This window comes from Haloarcula montana, assembly GCF_035666295.1.
Taxonomy (GTDB): domain Archaea; phylum Halobacteriota; class Halobacteria; order Halobacteriales; family Haloarculaceae; genus Haloarcula; species Haloarcula montana.
On the sequence record NZ_CP142028.1, the window covers coordinates 22,259 to 39,498 of the forward strand.

The following is a 17,240-nucleotide window of genomic DNA, read 5'->3' on the forward strand; positions in this document are numbered from 1 at the left end:
CCTTACCGGTCCGTATGCCGACCGTCTAGGTCCGCTGGGCGATCGATGTCCCGCAGGACACCCGGATCACCGGTTTCGATCATCGCTGCGTCCGGATCGTTCAGGAGGATCTCCCGACCACCGACATCCCCGTCGATGTTCGACAGCGCGTCGAAAAACCGGCGATCGAAGAGGACCGGATTACCACGTGTCCCGTCGTACGCGGCCGCGAGCGCGTCACCGTCACCACAGCGATAGGCCCGAAGCAGCGCGTCGATCGACTGGACGGCAACGTCGGGCATATCTCCGAGCGCGAAGACGACTGCATCGGCGCCGCGTTCCCGCGTGGCTTCTACCCCTGCGGCCACCGACGTGCTTTGGCCCGCCTCGAACGCCTGGTTCACCCGGATATCGGCCCCGAGATCCGCGATGGCCTCGCGAACGCGCGCTGCCTCGTAGCCGACGACGACGGTCACGCCATCGACGGAGGATGCAGAGAGCGTCCTGACAGCGTGTCCGACGAGCGGTTCGCCGTCGACCGCTTCGAGGAGTTTGTTCGAGTCACCGTAGCGGCTGCTCGTCCCTGCCGCGAGGACGACACCGTGAACGGTCGGGTGAGTCTCCTGGTCGGGCGCTCCTGTGGGTGTCCCCGTCATCTCACTGGATGGCGGCGTAGGGAACCACGCCGACATCTTGTCCGGCTGCCAGTGCGATGTCGGTCAGGACGAACCCGTCTGCGCGTGTCGCACGCGTGCTCGAAGACAGCACGCTCGGGTCGAACTCCCGCTCGTACACCTGCAGCGGGGAGTCTACGTGACCGAGCGGCATCGCCTCACCGTCCGACAGGACCACCGGGATCGCGTACTCGAACCCGTCGGGGCCGAGTTCGATCTCCCGAGCGATGGGGCGCCGTACTGTCGGCAGGTCCTGTCTCCCGGTGAAGAACGGCCGCACGACGAGTGACGCGACAGTATGAGCACCGATCGGTTTCCCGGGGATCGCGAAGGCAACGGCGTCGGGGAGTGAGGCGAGTGCGAGTGGTTTGCCGGGTCTGAGACGGACGCGGTGGAACGTGACCGTCCCGAGGTCGTCGAGCGCTCGCACGACGTAGTCTTTCGGTCCGACGCTCGTCCCACCGGTCGTTAGGACAACGTCGTGTTCCTCCGCCAGCCGGCGTATCGCCGCTTTCACCCGCTCGAAATCGTCTGGGACAGTCCCCTCAAACGTCGCCTCGTGGCCCCAGGATCGAACGAGTCCCTGTAACATCGGGGAGTCGAGATCCGATTGCGTTCCCTCGTGGATTTCGGAACCGGTTGCGAGGACACCCACGGACAGTGGCTCGAACACCTCGACCGTCTCGTGACCGAGGTCCCGAAGGAAGACGGCGTCTTTCGGCCCGAGCCGTTCGCCGCGCTCGAACACTCGCGTACCGGCCTCGACGTTGCTCCCGTGCCTGTACGTAGCGGTGCCCGGTTCGAGCGTCGGTCCTCGAAGCCGGCCCCTGTCGACGGTCGCTGCCTCGTATTTGAGCACGGCGTTTGCCTCCGCTGGCAGGGGCGCGCCCGTGGCGATTTCGATCGCCGATCCGTCGTCGAGTCCCGGAGGTTCGTCTTCGGGATACACGCCCGCCTCAACGATATCCAGCGGGTAGGCGTCGGTCGCATCGAACGCGTATCCGTCCATGGTCGCGTAGTCGAACGGTGGGATGTCCGTCGTCGCCGTGAGTGCTGTCGCGAGGACCCGACCGCCGATCCCGTCGAGTGCTACCGTCTCGGTCGGACGGGTCTCGAACGTGCGGTTACGGACAGTCAGCACACGATCGACGGCGTCGGTTCGATGGATCAACTCCCGGGTTTCGTCTCCCATTCGATGATGGATCTTGTACAGCTACGGATAAAAAGTCCGCGCTGACACGCTAGTCACAATTACTGTATTCGATCTCCGAATCCCCGTCCCCGATCCCGAACACCGCAGCGATGCGATCACGTGGACTGTTCGGCGCCTATGAACCGATGCGGGGAATTCGCGTTGGCGTCCGGTATCCCTATCGTGGCCAGTAAAAAGCGACGGACACCCGACCGTACGACAGCAGTTCGATCGGCATGTAAATCGCTGCAGTTGTTACTAAGCGGTGAATGCCGCCGTGGGAGACGTCTGAACCGCCGAACGGTAACACGACGGAGGGGATCACCACGGATTCACCGACCCGTGATCATCAAAACCAAATCAGCTGATACCACGGGCCACGATTCTAGTCCAAGAAACAGATATATCATGATAGTTCACCCACGAACATGCATCAATATACGGGATAGAAAACAAAAATACGAATACAACTCTACTCTCGACGTTCTCGAACTTATCTTAGCGGATAATAGAATGGATTGCCGGAATTTAGCGATATATTTCCAAACACTGGACGGAAGTGGGTGTCTCGATAGAATATCTCGTCGTAAGCCCGGTTTCTCCTGGTATTTCTTCCCAATAGGTCAACCTCGATGTCGTCTGCGGCGAACTATCGGGACCCGACGTTGTCGGAATCGTCGAAAACGAGGGATCTTGAGGCTCACCCGTAGTGAATCGGGTCCGATTTATGCTATATTGTCGATACCGCGATCTGTCTTCAGCAGTCCCGAAAGCAATGGATGGTTTCGATGGGGACTCGTGCTGCTCTACAGTGCACCGGTCTGAAATAACATATGTACGATCGTTACTCCAAGCGTTCGTGCGTCCGTCTTCGGTCCTCAACTGAACGTCGGGAACTCGTCGTCTGTCTCCTCCATGTTGATGTTCACTTCGATGACGTTCGCGGTGTTCACCACGTCCTCGATGAGTTGCTCGTGATACCCGGACTGTTTCATCCGTCTAACCGGCCCTGAGACGCTTATCGATCCGAGAACTCTGCCGTGGCGGTTGCACACGGGTGCGCCGATAGCTTGGAGCCCCGTGATCTCCTCTTCCTCGTTGAGCGAGTACCCTCGTTCACGTATCGTTTCCAGATCCTCGAACAGCGCCTCGCGGTCGGTGATCGTCGACTCCGTCTTCTCCGGGAGCCCGTATTGGTCGATGATCCACTCGACCCGCTCGCGGGGCAGGTGTGCGAGTATCGCCTTTCCGGTCGCCGAGAAGTGCAGATAATCCGCACGCTGGAGCTTGTTCACCTGATACTCGCTTCCGACCGCCTTCTCACCGCTGACCTTGTAGAGGTTGACCCCGAGTCCGTGCTCCTCGGTCGCCAGGTGAGCGAACTCGCCGGTCTTCTCCGCGAGTTCCTCCAGTTCGGGCTTGCCGATCTGATAGAGGACGTTCTGATATCGAACGTACTCGCCGACGAGCAGGAACTGCAGGGAGAGTTCGTAGGTGTCGCCCTCCTTGACCACGAACTTCTCCTCGCGGAGCGTACTGAGGTAGTTGTACACGACGCTCTTCGAGAGGTCGAGATGTTCGGTTAGTTCGGTGACGCCGGCGCCGTCTAACTCCTCGAGCGCTCGGACGATGTCGAACGCACGGGACACTGTCTTGAGGGTCCGCGGCGAACCGTTTGTCCGGTCGTTCGTCATACCCGTGTTCGGATCTGTATCGATATAGTTGTTTGTATTTCGCAAACGCTATTTGTCGACAGTTTCGCCGAGGGAGCGAGAGAAACGGCAATCAGATCGAACTCTCACAGCGCCCTCAATTATCTTCTCCCGATATCAGGGAACAACAGGGCTGAGAACAGCATCCCGGAATGCGTTCTCATACTCTGGAAATAGGAACAGGAGCGGGTTCGCCGGGTCGGGTCAGAACGCGAAACAGAGAGCCACTACTGGACAGTCGGCAGTTCCAGAACAGCTACGCCTCGGCTAGTTCGGCGAGCGCACCCGCCAGAACCCGCGTCGCGTCCGCACAGTCGTCCCAATCGGTCCATTCCAGTGGGTTGTGTGAAATCCCGTCACGGGAGGGAGCAAAGAGGAGTGCCGCGTCGGTCACGCTGGCGACGTGCATCGTATCGTGTCCGGCGCCGGAGTGCATATCGAGTGTCGCCAGGTCCGCGTTCTCGCCGGCAGCGTGGAGCGCGTCGCGACAGCGGGCGCTCATCTCGATCGGGCTGCGGTCCCAGGGCCGTTCGATCGACGTACGGACGGGTCGCTCGTCCTCGATCGCACCGAGACGCTCCCTCGCTTCGGCGATGATGTGATCGATGGAGTCGTACTCGACGTCACGGACGTCGAGGGTCAGCGAGACAGTTCCGGGAATGACGTTCGGTGCGTTCGGAGAGACATCGAGTTTTCCGACGGTCGCGACGGCTGTCTCGGAGGCATCACAGCGCTCGGTCGTCACCGTTTCGACGGCGAGAACGAACTCGCTGGCGGCTGTCAGTGCGTCGGCGCGGTCACCCATGAGCGTCGAGCCTGCGTGGTCGGCCTCGCCGGTGATCTCGATCTGGCACCGCGAGAGCCCGACGATACTCGTGACGACACCCGCAGCCGCGTTCTCGGTCACGAGCCGTTCGGACTGTTCGATGTGGAGTTCGATCCACGCGTCCCACGCGCCGGCGTCGACCCGTCCCTCGCCGCGGTAGCCGATATCCGCCAGCGCATCCCCGAGCGGGACGCCGTCCGCGTCCTCGATAGCCAGCGCTTCATCGAGGCTCATGTCCCCAGCCGCGACGGCCGACCCGATGAGCCCGCCGTCGAAGCGTTGGCCCTCCTCCTCGGTGAAGCAGACGACCTCGATCGGGCGGGCGGGTTCGATCCCGGCATCCTGCATCGTGCGGACGCTCTCCAGGCCGGCGTAGACGCCGAGCGGGCCGTCGAAGATACCGCCTTCCGGAACGGAATCCAGGTGGCTCCCGGTCGCGACAGGAGCGGCGTCCGGGTCGGCGCTCTCGGAGGTCCACCGACCGACGATGTTCCCGACCTCGTCGATCGATATCGTGAGGCCGGCGTCACGGAGCCGCTCACAGAGGAACTCCCGCGCTCGTCGGTCCGCCTCGCTCCCCGTGAGAACCGTCCGTCCGCGGCCCTCCTCGGTGGGGACGGCACCGAACTCCGCGTTCGACTCGATATCACTGCGGAGCCGTTGCTGATTGATTTCCATGGCGCTTGCGTTGGGCTTCGTCGCTTCCCATATATTAACATTTCGCGGAAAAACCGACATATCGGTTCGTATCGGTACTGCCACCACCAGAATGTTTATTAATGGTTGTTCGCATTGGTAGAGTACATGCGAAAGAATAGCAAGGGAGAAGAGTCGACTTCCAGCAACAGCTCACGGTCGCTTCGCGGTCGGATCGGCCGACGGACGTTCCTCGGTGCGGCGGCATCGACGGGGACCGCTGCCCTCGCCGGCTGTTCCGGTGGCGGCTCCGGGGACGGCTCCAGCTCGGGCGGTGACGGCGGCTCCGGGGACGGTGGCGATACCGCGACCGAAACGAGCGGCGCCCCGAAACAGGGCGGAACGCTCCAGTGGGGCGGCGCAGTCCCGGTTCAGGGACTCGACCCCCACATCGATACCTCGGCGGCGTCGAAACGAGTCCTCGAAAACATCTACGAGGAGGTCGTTGCGCTGCAGGACGACTACTCCATCGAGCCCCACCTCGCGACCTCCTTCGAGCAGTCCGAGGACAACACGCTCCTGACGTTCGAGCTTCGCGAGGGTGTGACCTTCCACAACGGGAAGGAGATGACCTCCGCGGACGTTCTGGCCAGCTACGAGCGCGTCCAGAACGGTGACTACCTCGCGACGGGCTTTTTCGACTTCGTCGAGGAACTCCGTGCCCCCGACGACTACACCTTCGAGATCCAACTCACGCAGCCGTTCGCCCCCTTCCTGGCGAAGATGGCGACGGCGGAACTGTCGGTGATGCCCGCCGAGAAAGCCGAACAGGACATGGTCGAGGAACCGATCGGGACCGGCCCCTACAAGTTCGAGAGCCGGGAGATCGAGACCTCGTTCACGATGGTCCGCAACGAGGACTACTGGGGCGCCTCCGAGGAGGACGGCCCGTTCATGGACCGGATCGTCAAACAGGAGGTCCCCGACGCGAGCGTCCGCCTGCAGTCGTTCCTCTCCGACGAGTTCGACTTCATCAACGGCGTCGCACCGAAGGATGTCTCACGGGTCGAGAACGCCTCGGGCGTCCGCCTGGAACAGCAGTTCCCCAAGTCGCTGGTCTACCTCGGGATGAACTGCGACCAAGAACCGTTCGACAACAAGGACGCCCGCCTCGCACTGGACTACGCGATCGACAAGGAGATGGTCGCGGAGGCCGCGCTGTACGGCACGGGACAGACGACCGCGTCGCCGGCCGCACCCGGCAGCCCGTGGGTACACCCTGACATCGGCCCCCGAGAACGGGACCTCGACCGCGTCCAGGAGCACCTCGACGCGGCTGGCCTCTCGGACGGTTTCTCGGCGACCTTCAAGATCCCGCAGTCGTATCCGGCACAGGTGCAGGCGGCGGAGGTCATCGCGAACAACGCCTCCGAAGCCGGGATCGACCTCGACATCCAGCGGATCACGTGGAACACCTGGCTCTCGGACGTCTACAACGACCGGAACTTCCAGGCGACGACCAGTTCCTACCTCGCGCTGTGGTACCCCGACGTGTCGTTCTACAAGTTCCTCCACCCCGACGGGGCGTTCTTCTTCACCAACTGGACCAACGACGAGTACAACTCGCTGGTCGAGGAGGCCCGGACGATCTACGACGACGACGAACGCGCCGACCTCTACCACCAGGCGACCGAGATCCTCCACGAGGAGCGGGCCGGCCACCTCTTCCTGTGGTGGCAGCCCAGCCTCTACGGGGCCGCCGACCAGTACAAGGGCGACATCGGCGCGCCGGACGGCTCGACGCTCCAGTTCGCCGACAACTGGCTCGACCGCTGATCCCCAGACACGATGTCGATGTACAACTACGTGGCCCGCCGTATCGGGTTCATGACGGTGACGCTGTTCCTAGTGACGCTTATCGCCTTCGGGGTCACCAACATCCTCCCGGGCGACGTCGCGTTGCTCATCCTCGGTCCGAACGCGAACGCGGAGTCGATCGCGGCACTCCAGGCCCAGTTGGGTCTGGACCGCCCACTGTACATCCAGTATATCGACTGGCTGGTCGGTCTCCTGCAGGGAGATATGGGCGAGTCGCTCCGGTTCGGTGACCCCGTCGTGGGGCTGATCGCCGAGCGACTCCCGCGCTCGCTGTTGCTCGCGGTCACCGCGACGCTCGTCGCGGTCACGCTGTCGATCCCGCTCGGCGTCTACGCTGCGATCAATCAGAACGAAGCCCCCGACGTGTCCGCCTCGATGTTCGCGTTCGTCGGCATCTCGCTGCCGATCTTCCTGTGGGGACTCGTGTTCATCCTGATCTTCGCGGTGTGGTTGAACCTGTTCCCGACGAACGGCTACGTCTCACCCGGTGAGGACCTACTGGCGTCGTTACACCGGCTGGTCCTCCCCGCAGGAGCGATGGGCTTTGCGCTGACAGCCTACATCATGCGGATGACCCGGTCGTCGATGTTGGAGGTCCTCAGCGAGGAGTACATCAACCTCGCGCGGGCCAAAGGGATGAGCCAGCGGGTCGTCGTGCTCCGACACGCGCTCCGGAACGCGATCATCCCCGTCATCACCGTCATCGCGTTCCAGTTCAGCTACGCCTTCGGCGGCGTCGTCGTGCTCGAAGAGGTGTTCCTCTGGCCGGGGATCGGCCGGTTGACCCTGACTGCGATCCAGAGCCGCGACATCCCGCTCATCCAGGGTTGCATCATCGTCGTCGCGTTGATCTACATGCTGTCGAACTTCGCTGCTGACCTCCTGTACGCCTACTTCGATCCGCGCATCCGCTACGGAGGTGAGAACTGATGGCCGCCGAACGACAGACCGAGGCGTCCGATAGCGGGCGGTTCGGGCTCTCCGACTCACAGATCGAGCGCGTCGTCGCGTTCGCCCGGAAGTTCCGGCGCAACACGAAGGCGATGATCGGGCTGACGATCGTGTTACTGCTGTTCTTGGTCGCAGCCTTCGCGCCGGTTATCGCGCCCTATGGGATGAACGAGACGAACATCCAGGACCGGACCCAGGGTCCGTCGCTCGAACATCCCTTCGGAACCGACGACCTCGGCCGTGACATCTTCAGCCGCGTGGTTCTGGGGAGCCGTATCTCGCTGTACGTGGGCTTCGGGTCGATCTCGGCGGCGCTCGCGATCGGAGCCATCCTCGGGGTCATCGCAGGATACGCCGGGGGACTGCTCGACGAGGTGCTGATGCGCGTGATGGACGCCGCGATGGCGTTCCCGCCGGTGTTGCTCGCCCTGACGCTGCTCGTAGTGCTGGGGCCGGAACTCCGGAACGTGATCATCGCGCTCGCGTTCGTCTACACGCCCTACATCGCACGGGTCTCGCGGAGCGCGGCGCTCTCCGAGCGCAACGAGGCCTACGTCGAGGCGGCGGTCGCCCGCGGGGAGAACAACACCCGGATCGTCTTCAGCGAGGTGCTCCCGAACTGTACGGCACCGATACTCGTCCAGGGGTCGCTGAACGTCTCCTTCGCGATCCTCGCGGAGGCGAGCCTCTCGTTTCTGGGACTGGGCGCACAACCCCCCCGTCCGTCCTGGGGGCTGATGATCGATACCGGACGGGGGTTCATGCAGTCCGCGCCGTGGATGTTGCTCTTCCCCGCGCTGGCGATCGGTATCGCCGTCGTCGGGTTCAACATGCTCGGTGACGGCCTGCGTGACGTCCTCGACCCCAAAGTGGAGGCGATAGAATGAGCGACGAGCGACCGGTGGACGGCGACGGGCCGCTGCTGGACGTGCGGGACCTCCGCACCGAGTTCCGGACGGAATCGGGGTCGGTCGTCGCGACCAACGACGTCTCGTTCTCGCTCGACCGCGGCGAGACGCTGGGTATCGTCGGCGAGTCCGGTGCGGGTAAGTCCGTCACGGCCCGTTCGATCATGCGTCTCATCGACTCGCCCGGGGAGATCACCGGCGGACAGGTCGTCTTCGACGGCGAGGACCTACTGGAGAAGACCGACCGGGAGATGCGTGATGTCCGTGGGAATCGGATCGCGATGATCCCCCAGGACCCGATGTCTTCGCTGAATCCGGTGATGACCGTCGGCGAGCAGATCACCGAGACGATCCGCCGCCACCAGGACGTTTCGAAGTCCGAGGCCCGTCGGCTCGCCGTCGAGTCGATGGACGACGTCGGCATCCCGGACGCGAGCGAGCGCATCGACGACTACCCCCACGAGTTTTCCGGGGGAATGCGCCAGCGCGTCCTCGTAGCCATCGGGTTCTCCTGTGAGCCGGACCTCATCATCGCGGACGAACCCACCACCGCGCTCGACGTGACGACGCAGGCGAAGATCCTCGACCTGCTCAACGAGATGCAGGAGCGGGAGGGAACGGCCGTGCTGATGATCACGCACAACCTCGGTGTCGTCGCCCAGACCTGCGACGACGTCGGCGTGATGTACGCCGGCAACCTCGTCGAGACGGCGGAACTCGGGGACCTGTTCGAGCGGCCGCGACACCCCTACACTCGTGCATTGATCGACTCCATCCCGGAAGTCGAGACCGAGTACGACGAACTACCGACGCTGGACGGCTCGATGCCGGACCTCGCGGACCTCCCGAACGGCTGTAACTTCGCTCCCCGGTGTCCTCACGCGACCGAGGCGTGCCGGACCGGCGACGATCCGTCGCTGGACCCGGTCGGCGAGGGCGCTTCGAGCGCGGCGTGTATCCACGCCGAAGACCTCGATCTCTCCGAGAGCGCGGCCTCGGTGACGGGCGGCGGCCGGAGCGAGATCGACCGCAGCGGCGAACCGCTCTTCGACGTGCGGAACCTGAAAAAGCACTTCAGTGCCGGCGAGGGGATTCTCGGGAACGTTCGCCTTTCGAGGGACGGCGGCGGGCTCCCGACGATCGAGCGGCGCTACGTGAAGGCAGTCGACGACATCAGCTTCGACATCTATCCCGGAGAGACCGTCGGTCTGGTCGGCGAGTCCGGCTGTGGGAAGTCTACCGTCGCACGGACGGTCCTGCGGTTGCTCGAACCGACTGCCGGCGAGGTTTACTTCGAGGGGCAGCCGGTCCACGAACTCGGCTCCAGCGAGATCCGGAGCCTGCGCCGCGAGATGCAGATCATCTTCCAGGACCCACACAGCTCGTTGAACCCGCGAAAGACCGTCGGGCGGATCATCGGTCGCGCGATGGAGCGCCACGACATCGCGACCGGCGAGGAGAAACGCCAACGCGTTCGGGAGCTACTCGAACGAGTCGGGCTCTCCGGCGACGCCGCGGGCAAATACCCACACGAGTTCTCGGGCGGCCAGCAACAGCGGGTCGCGATCGCACACGCGCTCGCCGTCCAGCCGAAACTCATCGTCTGTGACGAGCCGGTGTCCGCACTGGACGTGAGCGTCCAGGCCCAGATCCTCAACCTCCTCAACGAGATCCAGGCCGAGGAGAACATCTCGTATCTGTTCATCTCCCACAACATCGGTGTTATCCGGCACATCTGTGACCGCGTGGCCGTGATGTATCTCGGGAAGATCGCCGAGTTCGGCAGCATCGAGGACGTCTTCTCGCCGCCGTTCCACCCTTACACCGAGAGTCTCCTCTCGGCGGTCCCGCACGCGAACCCGGACCGTGAGACCGACCGTATCCTTCTCGACGGGAGCGTCCCGAGCCCCATCGATCCACCATCGGGCTGTCCGTTCCAGACCCGTTGTCCGAAGAAGATCGGCGACATCTGTGAGGACGAACTGCCGCCGTTGGAGGCCGTCGACGGTTCGGACCACCACATCGCGTGTCACCTCTCGACCGAAGAGATGAGCGAGCGCGAGTCGTTCATCGCTCCGAAACACCGGACGAACCCGACGGAACTGGACTGATCGGAGCGGTTCCCCGCTCGCATTTCGCTCGCGTCTCTCCGTCTCAGTACTTGATGCCGAACTCCAGCAGTTCCGGCGGGTAGTCCTCGAATAGCTCGTCCGTCTCGGCTCTGATGCGGGCTTTCGCTTCTCTCGCCTCCCCGAGCAGTGCCCGGAGATCCGCGACGGGGGTCTCCGAGAGGTCGACACGGAGGTTGTGGTAGAACTCCGGTTCGGGCGCGTGGACGAGGATCGCCGCGCTCATCTCGCCCCGGTCGTCGCCACCGGCCGCCACACCGGCTTCGAGTGCCGAGACGAGACTCTCGGCCATGTCGCCGTCCGCGTCGAGGTACGCCTCCTCGACGGCCTCGACGACGCCTGGGCCGGTAAGGAGGTTCCCCGCGACCGTCTGGTGCTTCCCGACGCGGTGTCCGGCCCACCCGCTGCAGCGCTCGCCGGTGAAGCCGAACTCGCTGTCGGACCCGACGCCGTGGACCTGCCGGAAGGCGGCGTGCTCGTCGGCCGCCAGCAGCGCCTCGCACGCGTCGTCGATCCGCTCGCCGTCGTCGGCCCGTTCGATCGCGTTCCGGCCGTGTTCCGTCTTCGTGAACGCCTGTGTCACTGCTGCCCCGTTGGCGCTGACGTACGGACAGGTCGCGCCGACGGCGACCGTGCCAGTCGTGACCGCGGCGCCGAAGGCATTCGTCTCGGGATCGCGTGCGGCTATCGAGAAGGTTCCAGGTGTGTGACGCATACCGTCATCTCTCCCGGCGAGCGCCTATAGCTTTGCCTGTCGGTGAGTAAGCCATCGATACAGACATACCTGATAATAGATAGATAAGTGAGTTATTTATTAGCAAATACCCCATATATAAACACATACAACGAGAAGAGAGGGGTCAGAAGTTCTAAGATACTTCAATATAGGACAGATACAAATGCGTATCTTCCCGATAGAACTATCTAGGTAAACTTATGGGTGGATTTCCCGTTCACGTCGGAAAGTACCCGTCGGTCGATAGCTGTTCCGACTGTCCTCAGTAACTCGTTCGGTACGTCGAAGAGCGTGGTACCGAGCGTCGACGCTGTCTCACCGGCCGATTGTCCCCTGGCGCGTGATCGGGGCGTCGGGGTTGATGGAAAACGCGACGATAATCGAGTCCTCGGTTGCGGTGACGGCTACGTCGCGATCGTCGGTCACGAGTGCGCTCTCGGTGTATCCGACGGACTCCTCGCCGATCTCGACAGCCCCCTCGAAGACGTACAGATAGGTATGCCAGTCCGACCGGGACGGAAGCGTGGTCGTGGCGCCGGCCTCCAGGCGGCAGTCGGAGAAGTGGACGTCGTTGCGGACGGAAAGCGGCGCGTCACTCCCTTCGGGGCCGAAGAGGTGTCGCCACTCGCCGGCGACCGGGTCGGGAATGGGCTCGTGTTGGATATCCGGATCGAGATCGAGACTATGTGGCCGGACGAATATCTGGAGCATCCGCAACGGCGGGTCGTCCGCGAGCGTCTCTTCCGCGTGCCAGAAACCGCTGCCGGCGTTCATCACCATCACGTGTTCGGGATCGGTCACGAGTTCGTTGCCCTGGCGGTCGTCGTGGCGCATCACGCCGTCGGGCACCCACGAGATGATCTCCTCGTTGCGGTGCTGGTGCATCCGGATCAGCGTCCCCGGGTCCATGAACGACTCGACGACGGTCGCCAGCGGCCCGTAGCCGTGGTCGTCGTGGTCGGGAACTGCTCGGCCGGGGAAGTTGAAGTGGGTCCGGAACTTGCCCTGGTTCTGTGAAACGTCGGTTCGTGGTGCCGTGTAGAGACGAGGCTGTGTCCGTGTCGAAGACGAATCGTCCATTACCGAATTAACGTCTCTCAGGCGTATATGGGTTCTGTGTGGTTCCTCGATATGCCACGCTCCCCGTGACCGCTCTCGATCCGCTACCGTGGCAGTTCTGATTCTGGTGAGCCGGAACCGAGTTCCTGACGCGCTTGTCTGTGAGGCAGTGGTTCGTTTAGGGTGTCATAGAACGATTCCCAAGATGTTGTTTGCACCCACAATTAGGTGAATTAGCTATTAGAATGACTGTGCGTATAGTGCGAACTCTTTTATTAATCGGTAGTGGGGAAAATGCTATGGAGAAGACAGAGGTTGAGCTTCTCGGCGTCCAGTTAACACTCGTCGGACTGCTTCTCGTCGTATTCTTTGAGAGTGTCTTTCCGTATCCATTGGTGGGTCTGTTACTCGGTCTTGTTGGAACGTCTGTGTTCCTGACTGCACTGATTTCAGATACTTGGCCCTGATATCTGAATCACCTGAATTTCCCAAAGGGGTACGTACGATTCAGCATGGACGAGCGAAACAGGCGATAGGTACGTTGCATGCCTATTTGGTTGTGTCCGCTTTCCGATCGCCACGAGCCCCGAGCCAGAGTGTCACCGTCCCAGTTATCACGACCATGCCTGCATTGAGGACGAGTAAGAGGAGGCCGCCACTGGCCTTGCCAGGCGCTTGTGACAGTAATGTTATTCCCCCAGCAGCTGCAGCCGGGACGAGTGCGAGGGCAGCGACGACACCGACGAGCGTGTCTTGCCGTTCTTTGTCGGTCGTTACCCCCGCCGCGATGCCCGCCGCAGCAGCAGCAACGACGCTGAACCAGCCGGCCGTAATACGCTCCTCAAGTAGTGGTTTATCGATGAGGTTCTCCGCAGGTGGGAGAACTCCTGTCGTGTTCAGTGTTACCGTCGTCACGATAGCCCCCACAGTCGCAGCCAACAGACCGACGACCGCGACCAAGGCCCCGAATCCGGCTCGATTCAACCGGTTGGCAGCAATGCCAGCAGAAACGAGTTCCAACGGCGTCAATGCGGGAGCAATGACCATCGCGCCGATGAGGATCGGAATCGAGTTAGTGAGAAGGGCCACGCCAGCAAGCACACCGGACATCGACATCAAAACAAGATACGAGGTATCAAGGCCGACCTGTTCGTACTTGTTCTCGCACTTTTCAGTAAGTGAGACTCTAGGAGACATCTCGAAGAAATACGGGCGTGCCGGGTGAAAGAATTGCGACGATGCGAGAGTGTCTACTAATCGAACTCCGTCCGTATATTCCACTCTTATTCACCCTATCTACCTTCTGTACCGGTCACATAGCTCTTAACAGAGATACGGTAGTTGAGAGCGCTTGTGCAAGATGGAAGGCGCGAACCTCGCACGGTAGCAACTCCAGGGCTCGGGTGCTGGAATCGTTCGATACAGAGGGTCTATCGGTCGTTCTGTTTCCCTTCACGATATCCCAATACTCCTGACTCAGCCGTCGTTTTCAGGATTCGGTATATTCCAACGAGAACCCTGACCATGAGAATCCCACCACCAACCCAGATGAGAACCCGTGAGAGTTCAATCCCTCCGAGGAGGATGGTCTCGGGAGTAATTACCCCGAGAAGGAAGAGAGCCAAACCAATCCAGAACGCTTCGTTCCGCTGGGAGAGTTCTGTGAGAGCATCCGCCATATCGTTAAGTAAGTTGTTGTGGGGATTAAACTTCTCCAATGACCGACTCGCGCCCTCCATCTTGCATGGCGTTCAGAAAATCTCTAATATTGGTAGAACTACTGGCGGTCAATACGCAACTCTCATCGACCGGGTGTTTCAGACGATAATATCTCTGAAGAAGAGGATTTCAACGGAAACGATAGAGCGCAAATATCAGCACTAGATTTATCCCGCTTCACGGACTTCATTCTAGTATGAGTCTTGAAGAGACAGTTGACTACCTCGCTGAAGAACTTGACCTTGAGCGGAGTGAACACGTCCGTGAGGTCGGCCAGTCGGTCGCCGAGCTTCGCGACTGATCAGAACATTTCTCTGAAGTCTCGTTCGACGAGTCCGTCCTCCAGATACGTGATGAACTCTTGTTTCGTTGGTCCTTGACGATCGAGCAGATCATCCCGTTCTGCACGTTGGAGGACTGCCTGAGCGAAGTCCGTACAGTGGGACTCGTGCTGCCCAGCGTACTCTGAGAGGGCTTCTCGCCAGTGCATATCCAGTTCGAATTCGGACAATCGAATTTGGATCCCGTCTTTTCGTTCGACGAGGTCGACATCCAACTCTTCGAGTTGCTTGAATCAGAGGTTGTTACGCGACACTACACCGATTCGTCGTCGGACGATTCGTCGCTTCGGACGACCAGCACCGGCCCGACCGACGCCGCAGCCACGCGCTCGGATTCGTCGCCGAAGACGAGCGACCGGAGCGACGGTGCCGACTCGCCCATGACGATAGCGTCGTGGTTCGGGACCGCGTCCATCAGCGACTCGAACGGGGAGTCAGTCGACAGTGACGTTTCGACGTCGATTCCGGCCTCTCTGAGCCGGTTCGTGGCAGTGTCCAACCGGTCGTCCATACCTTCCTCGGTATCGCCTGCGAGTAACAACGTGACATCGATCTCGCGGTCACCGATCACCTCGATCACGAATTCGAGGATTCGATCGACTGCAACGTCACCGGACAACGAGACGAGCAGGCTGTCGATGTCGCCGGTTACCCCGGAGATAGCGAGCGCTCGCGCACCGACCTCGTCGGCGATGCGTTCGAGGGTCTGCTCGCGGTCGTGCGTGAACACCAGCCGATAATTGACCTCCCCACCGGCAGCTCTGAACTCCTCGGTGAGGTCTTCCAGGGCTGCGGTTGCCCGCTCCTCGTACTGGAGTCGAGCCTGATCCGGCGGCGTCTGTTCCGGCAGAACGTGGTAGCCGAGGACGGTTACGTCGACGGGTCCCAGCAGCTGCATCAGTCCCGGTGAGACCGTCTTCCCCTCAAGGATTTCGACGGGAACGAGTACGCGGGTCATTATAGGGCTCCTTTGAGACGTATATCGCGGGCATAATAGAAGTACCACCCGGCAGTGGCACCGATGACGCCGATGCCGACGACGATCGAGAGCGGGTCCATGAACGCGATGAGGCCGAAACTCGCCAGCGCACCGATCACCGGGATCACCGGACCACCCGGGACCGTGAAGTCGGGATCGTACCAGTCCGGTTCGTCCCGGCGGATCGCCACCAGCGCGACACACATCAACCCGTACATGATCAGGTGGAGGAACGAGGCGACTTCGGCCAGCAACTGGACCTGTCGGGTGGCCGCCAAGACGATGACGGGGCCACCGGCCATCCCGAGCGCGACGTGTGGCGTTCCGTATTTGAGGTTGATCCGACTGGCCCACCGCGGGAGGAGTGCGTCCTTCGAGACACCATAGATGGCCCGTGAGGTGCTGAGAATCGAGGCGTTGGCCGACGACATCGTCGCTAACAGGCCGCCGACGATGATCACGAGCGCACCGGGAGTGCCGAGTAACGCGCGACCGATTTCGACCATCGCGGTCTCCCCAGCCGCTGCCAGCGCGTCCTGGGTGAAGACGCTCGTCGCCACGAAGATCGTCACCACGTACATCGCCGTGACGATCACTACCGAGCCGATCATCGCCAGCGGGAGGTTCCGGCCCGGTGACTTCATCTCGCCCGCGACGGTCGCGACCTGTGCGAAGCCCAGATACGACGTAAAGACCAGCGCGGCCACGGACATGATCGGTCCGATGGCCCAGACGTCTCTGGCTTCCCCGGGCGGGGTACCGGCATCGACGAATCCGAGTGCGTCGGCCATCCCGAACGCGAGAAAGGCGAGCAGCATCGACAACAACAGCGCGACGATCCCGTTCTGGAGTTTCGCCGCGTTCTCCGTTCCGGTGACGTTCAACACCGTAAACCCGATCCCGGCGACGACTGCGATCCCGGAGACGATGGTTTCCGGACTCGAACCGACGGTAATCCCGACCAGGGCGAGGCCGTCCAGCGCGTAAAAGCCCAGGCCGACTAAGTAGAACGCCGTCGCGAACACCAACCCGAGCCACAGCGAGAGTCCGATGACGGTTCCGGCAAGCGTCCCCAGCCCGCGGGAGATGAAGTAGTACCCCCCACCGCTTTTGGGCATCGCCGTCGCCAACTCGGAGGTCGGCAGTGCGACCAGGAGTGCGATGACGCCGCCGACCCCGAACGACGCCGCGGCGGCCACCCCGACCTCCGCGCCGGCCAGCCCGGGAAAGACGAAGATCCCGGCGCCGATCATCGTCCCGATCCCGATAGCCAGCCCTCCTGAGAGCCCGATCGTCCGTTCGAGTTCGGCGTCGTCCGTGATCGTCGCGTCATCGGTCTCGACGACGTGCTCGGCGTCCGGTGCTTCGCCCTCGATGTTGGTTCCGGTCGGTTCGGTGCTCATTTGTGTGGCGTTTCATCTCCGGGCCTGGAATAAGTACGGGCTGTCTCGCGCCGGCGTCCGGAGAGCCGACGGTAGTCGAGGGTCCCAGCCATATCTAAAGCGGACAACGGGTGCCCTG

The 17,240-nt window shown here is 62.1% G+C and carries 15 protein-coding genes and 1 pseudogene; 5 read left to right on the forward strand and 11 right to left on the reverse strand.

The window, feature by feature from the left end; translation table 11 throughout:
* Positions 1-2 precede the first annotated feature (2 nt).
* The 4 genes from VJ109_RS15860 to VJ109_RS15875 all read right to left on the reverse strand — a co-directional run bounded on the left by VJ109_RS15860 (position 3) and on the right by VJ109_RS15875 (position 5,061).
* Complete coding sequence (locus tag VJ109_RS15860) at positions 3-635, reverse strand: nucleotidyltransferase family protein (RefSeq protein ID WP_324760694.1); 633 nt, start codon at positions 633-635, stop codon at positions 3-5.
* 1 nt (position 636) lies between these two features.
* On the reverse strand, positions 637-1,845 hold the full coding sequence (locus tag VJ109_RS15865) for a molybdopterin molybdotransferase MoeA (RefSeq protein WP_324760696.1): 1,209 nt from the start codon (positions 1,843-1,845) through the stop codon (positions 637-639).
* An 878-nt stretch (positions 1,846-2,723) separates the two neighbouring features.
* Positions 2,724-3,539, reverse strand: a complete 816-nt coding sequence (locus VJ109_RS15870; RefSeq protein ID WP_324760697.1) for an IclR family transcriptional regulator — start codon at positions 3,537-3,539, stop codon at positions 2,724-2,726.
* 274 nt (positions 3,540-3,813) lie between these two features.
* Positions 3,814-5,061, reverse strand: coding sequence for a Zn-dependent hydrolase (locus VJ109_RS15875; protein ID WP_324760698.1), 1,248 nt, complete (start codon positions 5,059-5,061; stop codon positions 3,814-3,816).
* 126 nt (positions 5,062-5,187) lie between these two features.
* Here VJ109_RS15875 and VJ109_RS15880 point away from each other — a divergent pair, with 126 nt between their 5' ends.
* The 4 genes from VJ109_RS15880 to VJ109_RS15895 are packed head-to-tail and all read left to right on the forward strand — an operon-like array spanning position 5,188 to position 10,867.
* Complete coding sequence (locus VJ109_RS15880; RefSeq protein WP_324760699.1) at positions 5,188-6,855, forward strand: ABC transporter substrate-binding protein; 1,668 nt, start codon at positions 5,188-5,190, stop codon at positions 6,853-6,855.
* 12 nt (positions 6,856-6,867) lie between these two features.
* Positions 6,868-7,827, forward strand: coding sequence for an ABC transporter permease (locus VJ109_RS15885; protein ID WP_324760700.1), 960 nt, complete (start codon positions 6,868-6,870; stop codon positions 7,825-7,827).
* Positions 7,827-8,735 (forward strand): ABC transporter permease, encoded by a 909-nt coding sequence (locus VJ109_RS15890; RefSeq protein ID WP_324760701.1) that lies wholly within the window; start codon positions 7,827-7,829, stop codon positions 8,733-8,735. Before VJ109_RS15885 ends, VJ109_RS15890 begins: the two co-directional genes overlap by 1 nt.
* On the forward strand, positions 8,732-10,867 hold the full coding sequence (locus tag VJ109_RS15895) for an ABC transporter ATP-binding protein (protein WP_324760703.1): 2,136 nt from the start codon (positions 8,732-8,734) through the stop codon (positions 10,865-10,867). Before VJ109_RS15890 ends, VJ109_RS15895 begins: the two co-directional genes overlap by 4 nt.
* 43 nt (positions 10,868-10,910) lie before the next feature.
* On the opposite strand, the gene VJ109_RS15900 is transcribed toward VJ109_RS15895, so the two are convergent.
* Both VJ109_RS15900 and VJ109_RS15905 read right to left on the reverse strand, forming a co-directional pair.
* Positions 10,911-11,600, reverse strand: coding sequence for a DUF1028 domain-containing protein (locus VJ109_RS15900; protein ID WP_324760705.1), 690 nt, complete (start codon positions 11,598-11,600; stop codon positions 10,911-10,913).
* A gap of 336 nt (positions 11,601-11,936) precedes the next feature.
* Positions 11,937-12,701: a pirin family protein gene (locus VJ109_RS15905; protein WP_324760707.1), complete on the reverse strand. Its 765-nt coding sequence runs from the start codon at positions 12,699-12,701 to the stop codon at positions 11,937-11,939.
* 278 nt (positions 12,702-12,979) lie between these two features.
* On the opposite strand from VJ109_RS15905, the gene VJ109_RS15910 reads away from it, so the two are divergent.
* Positions 12,980-13,147 (forward strand): hypothetical protein, encoded by a 168-nt coding sequence (locus tag VJ109_RS15910; RefSeq protein WP_324760709.1) that lies wholly within the window; start codon positions 12,980-12,982, stop codon positions 13,145-13,147.
* Between the two features lie 82 nt (positions 13,148-13,229).
* Here the strand turns inward: VJ109_RS15910 and VJ109_RS15915 are convergent, their stop codons facing one another.
* From VJ109_RS15915 to VJ109_RS15935, 5 genes and pseudogenes are all read right to left on the reverse strand, one after another.
* Positions 13,230-13,877, reverse strand: a complete 648-nt coding sequence (locus VJ109_RS15915) for a DUF389 domain-containing protein (RefSeq protein ID WP_324760710.1) — start codon at positions 13,875-13,877, stop codon at positions 13,230-13,232.
* A gap of 233 nt (positions 13,878-14,110) precedes the next feature.
* Positions 14,111-14,359 carry a hypothetical protein gene (locus tag VJ109_RS15920; protein WP_324760712.1) on the reverse strand — a complete coding sequence of 83 codons (249 nt, stop codon included), beginning with the start codon at positions 14,357-14,359 and terminating at the stop codon, positions 14,111-14,113.
* A gap of 341 nt (positions 14,360-14,700) precedes the next feature.
* Positions 14,701-14,997, reverse strand: a pseudogene (locus VJ109_RS15925) (DUF8172 family protein); the annotation flags it as partial.
* Positions 14,994-15,698, reverse strand: a complete 705-nt coding sequence (locus VJ109_RS15930) for a universal stress protein (RefSeq protein ID WP_324760714.1) — start codon at positions 15,696-15,698, stop codon at positions 14,994-14,996. The pseudogene VJ109_RS15925 and the gene VJ109_RS15930, both read right to left, overlap by 4 nt.
* Complete coding sequence (locus tag VJ109_RS15935; RefSeq protein ID WP_324760715.1) at positions 15,698-17,122, reverse strand: APC family permease; 1,425 nt, start codon at positions 17,120-17,122, stop codon at positions 15,698-15,700. Before VJ109_RS15935 ends, VJ109_RS15930 begins: the two co-directional genes overlap by 1 nt.
* Positions 17,123-17,240 lie beyond the last annotated feature (118 nt).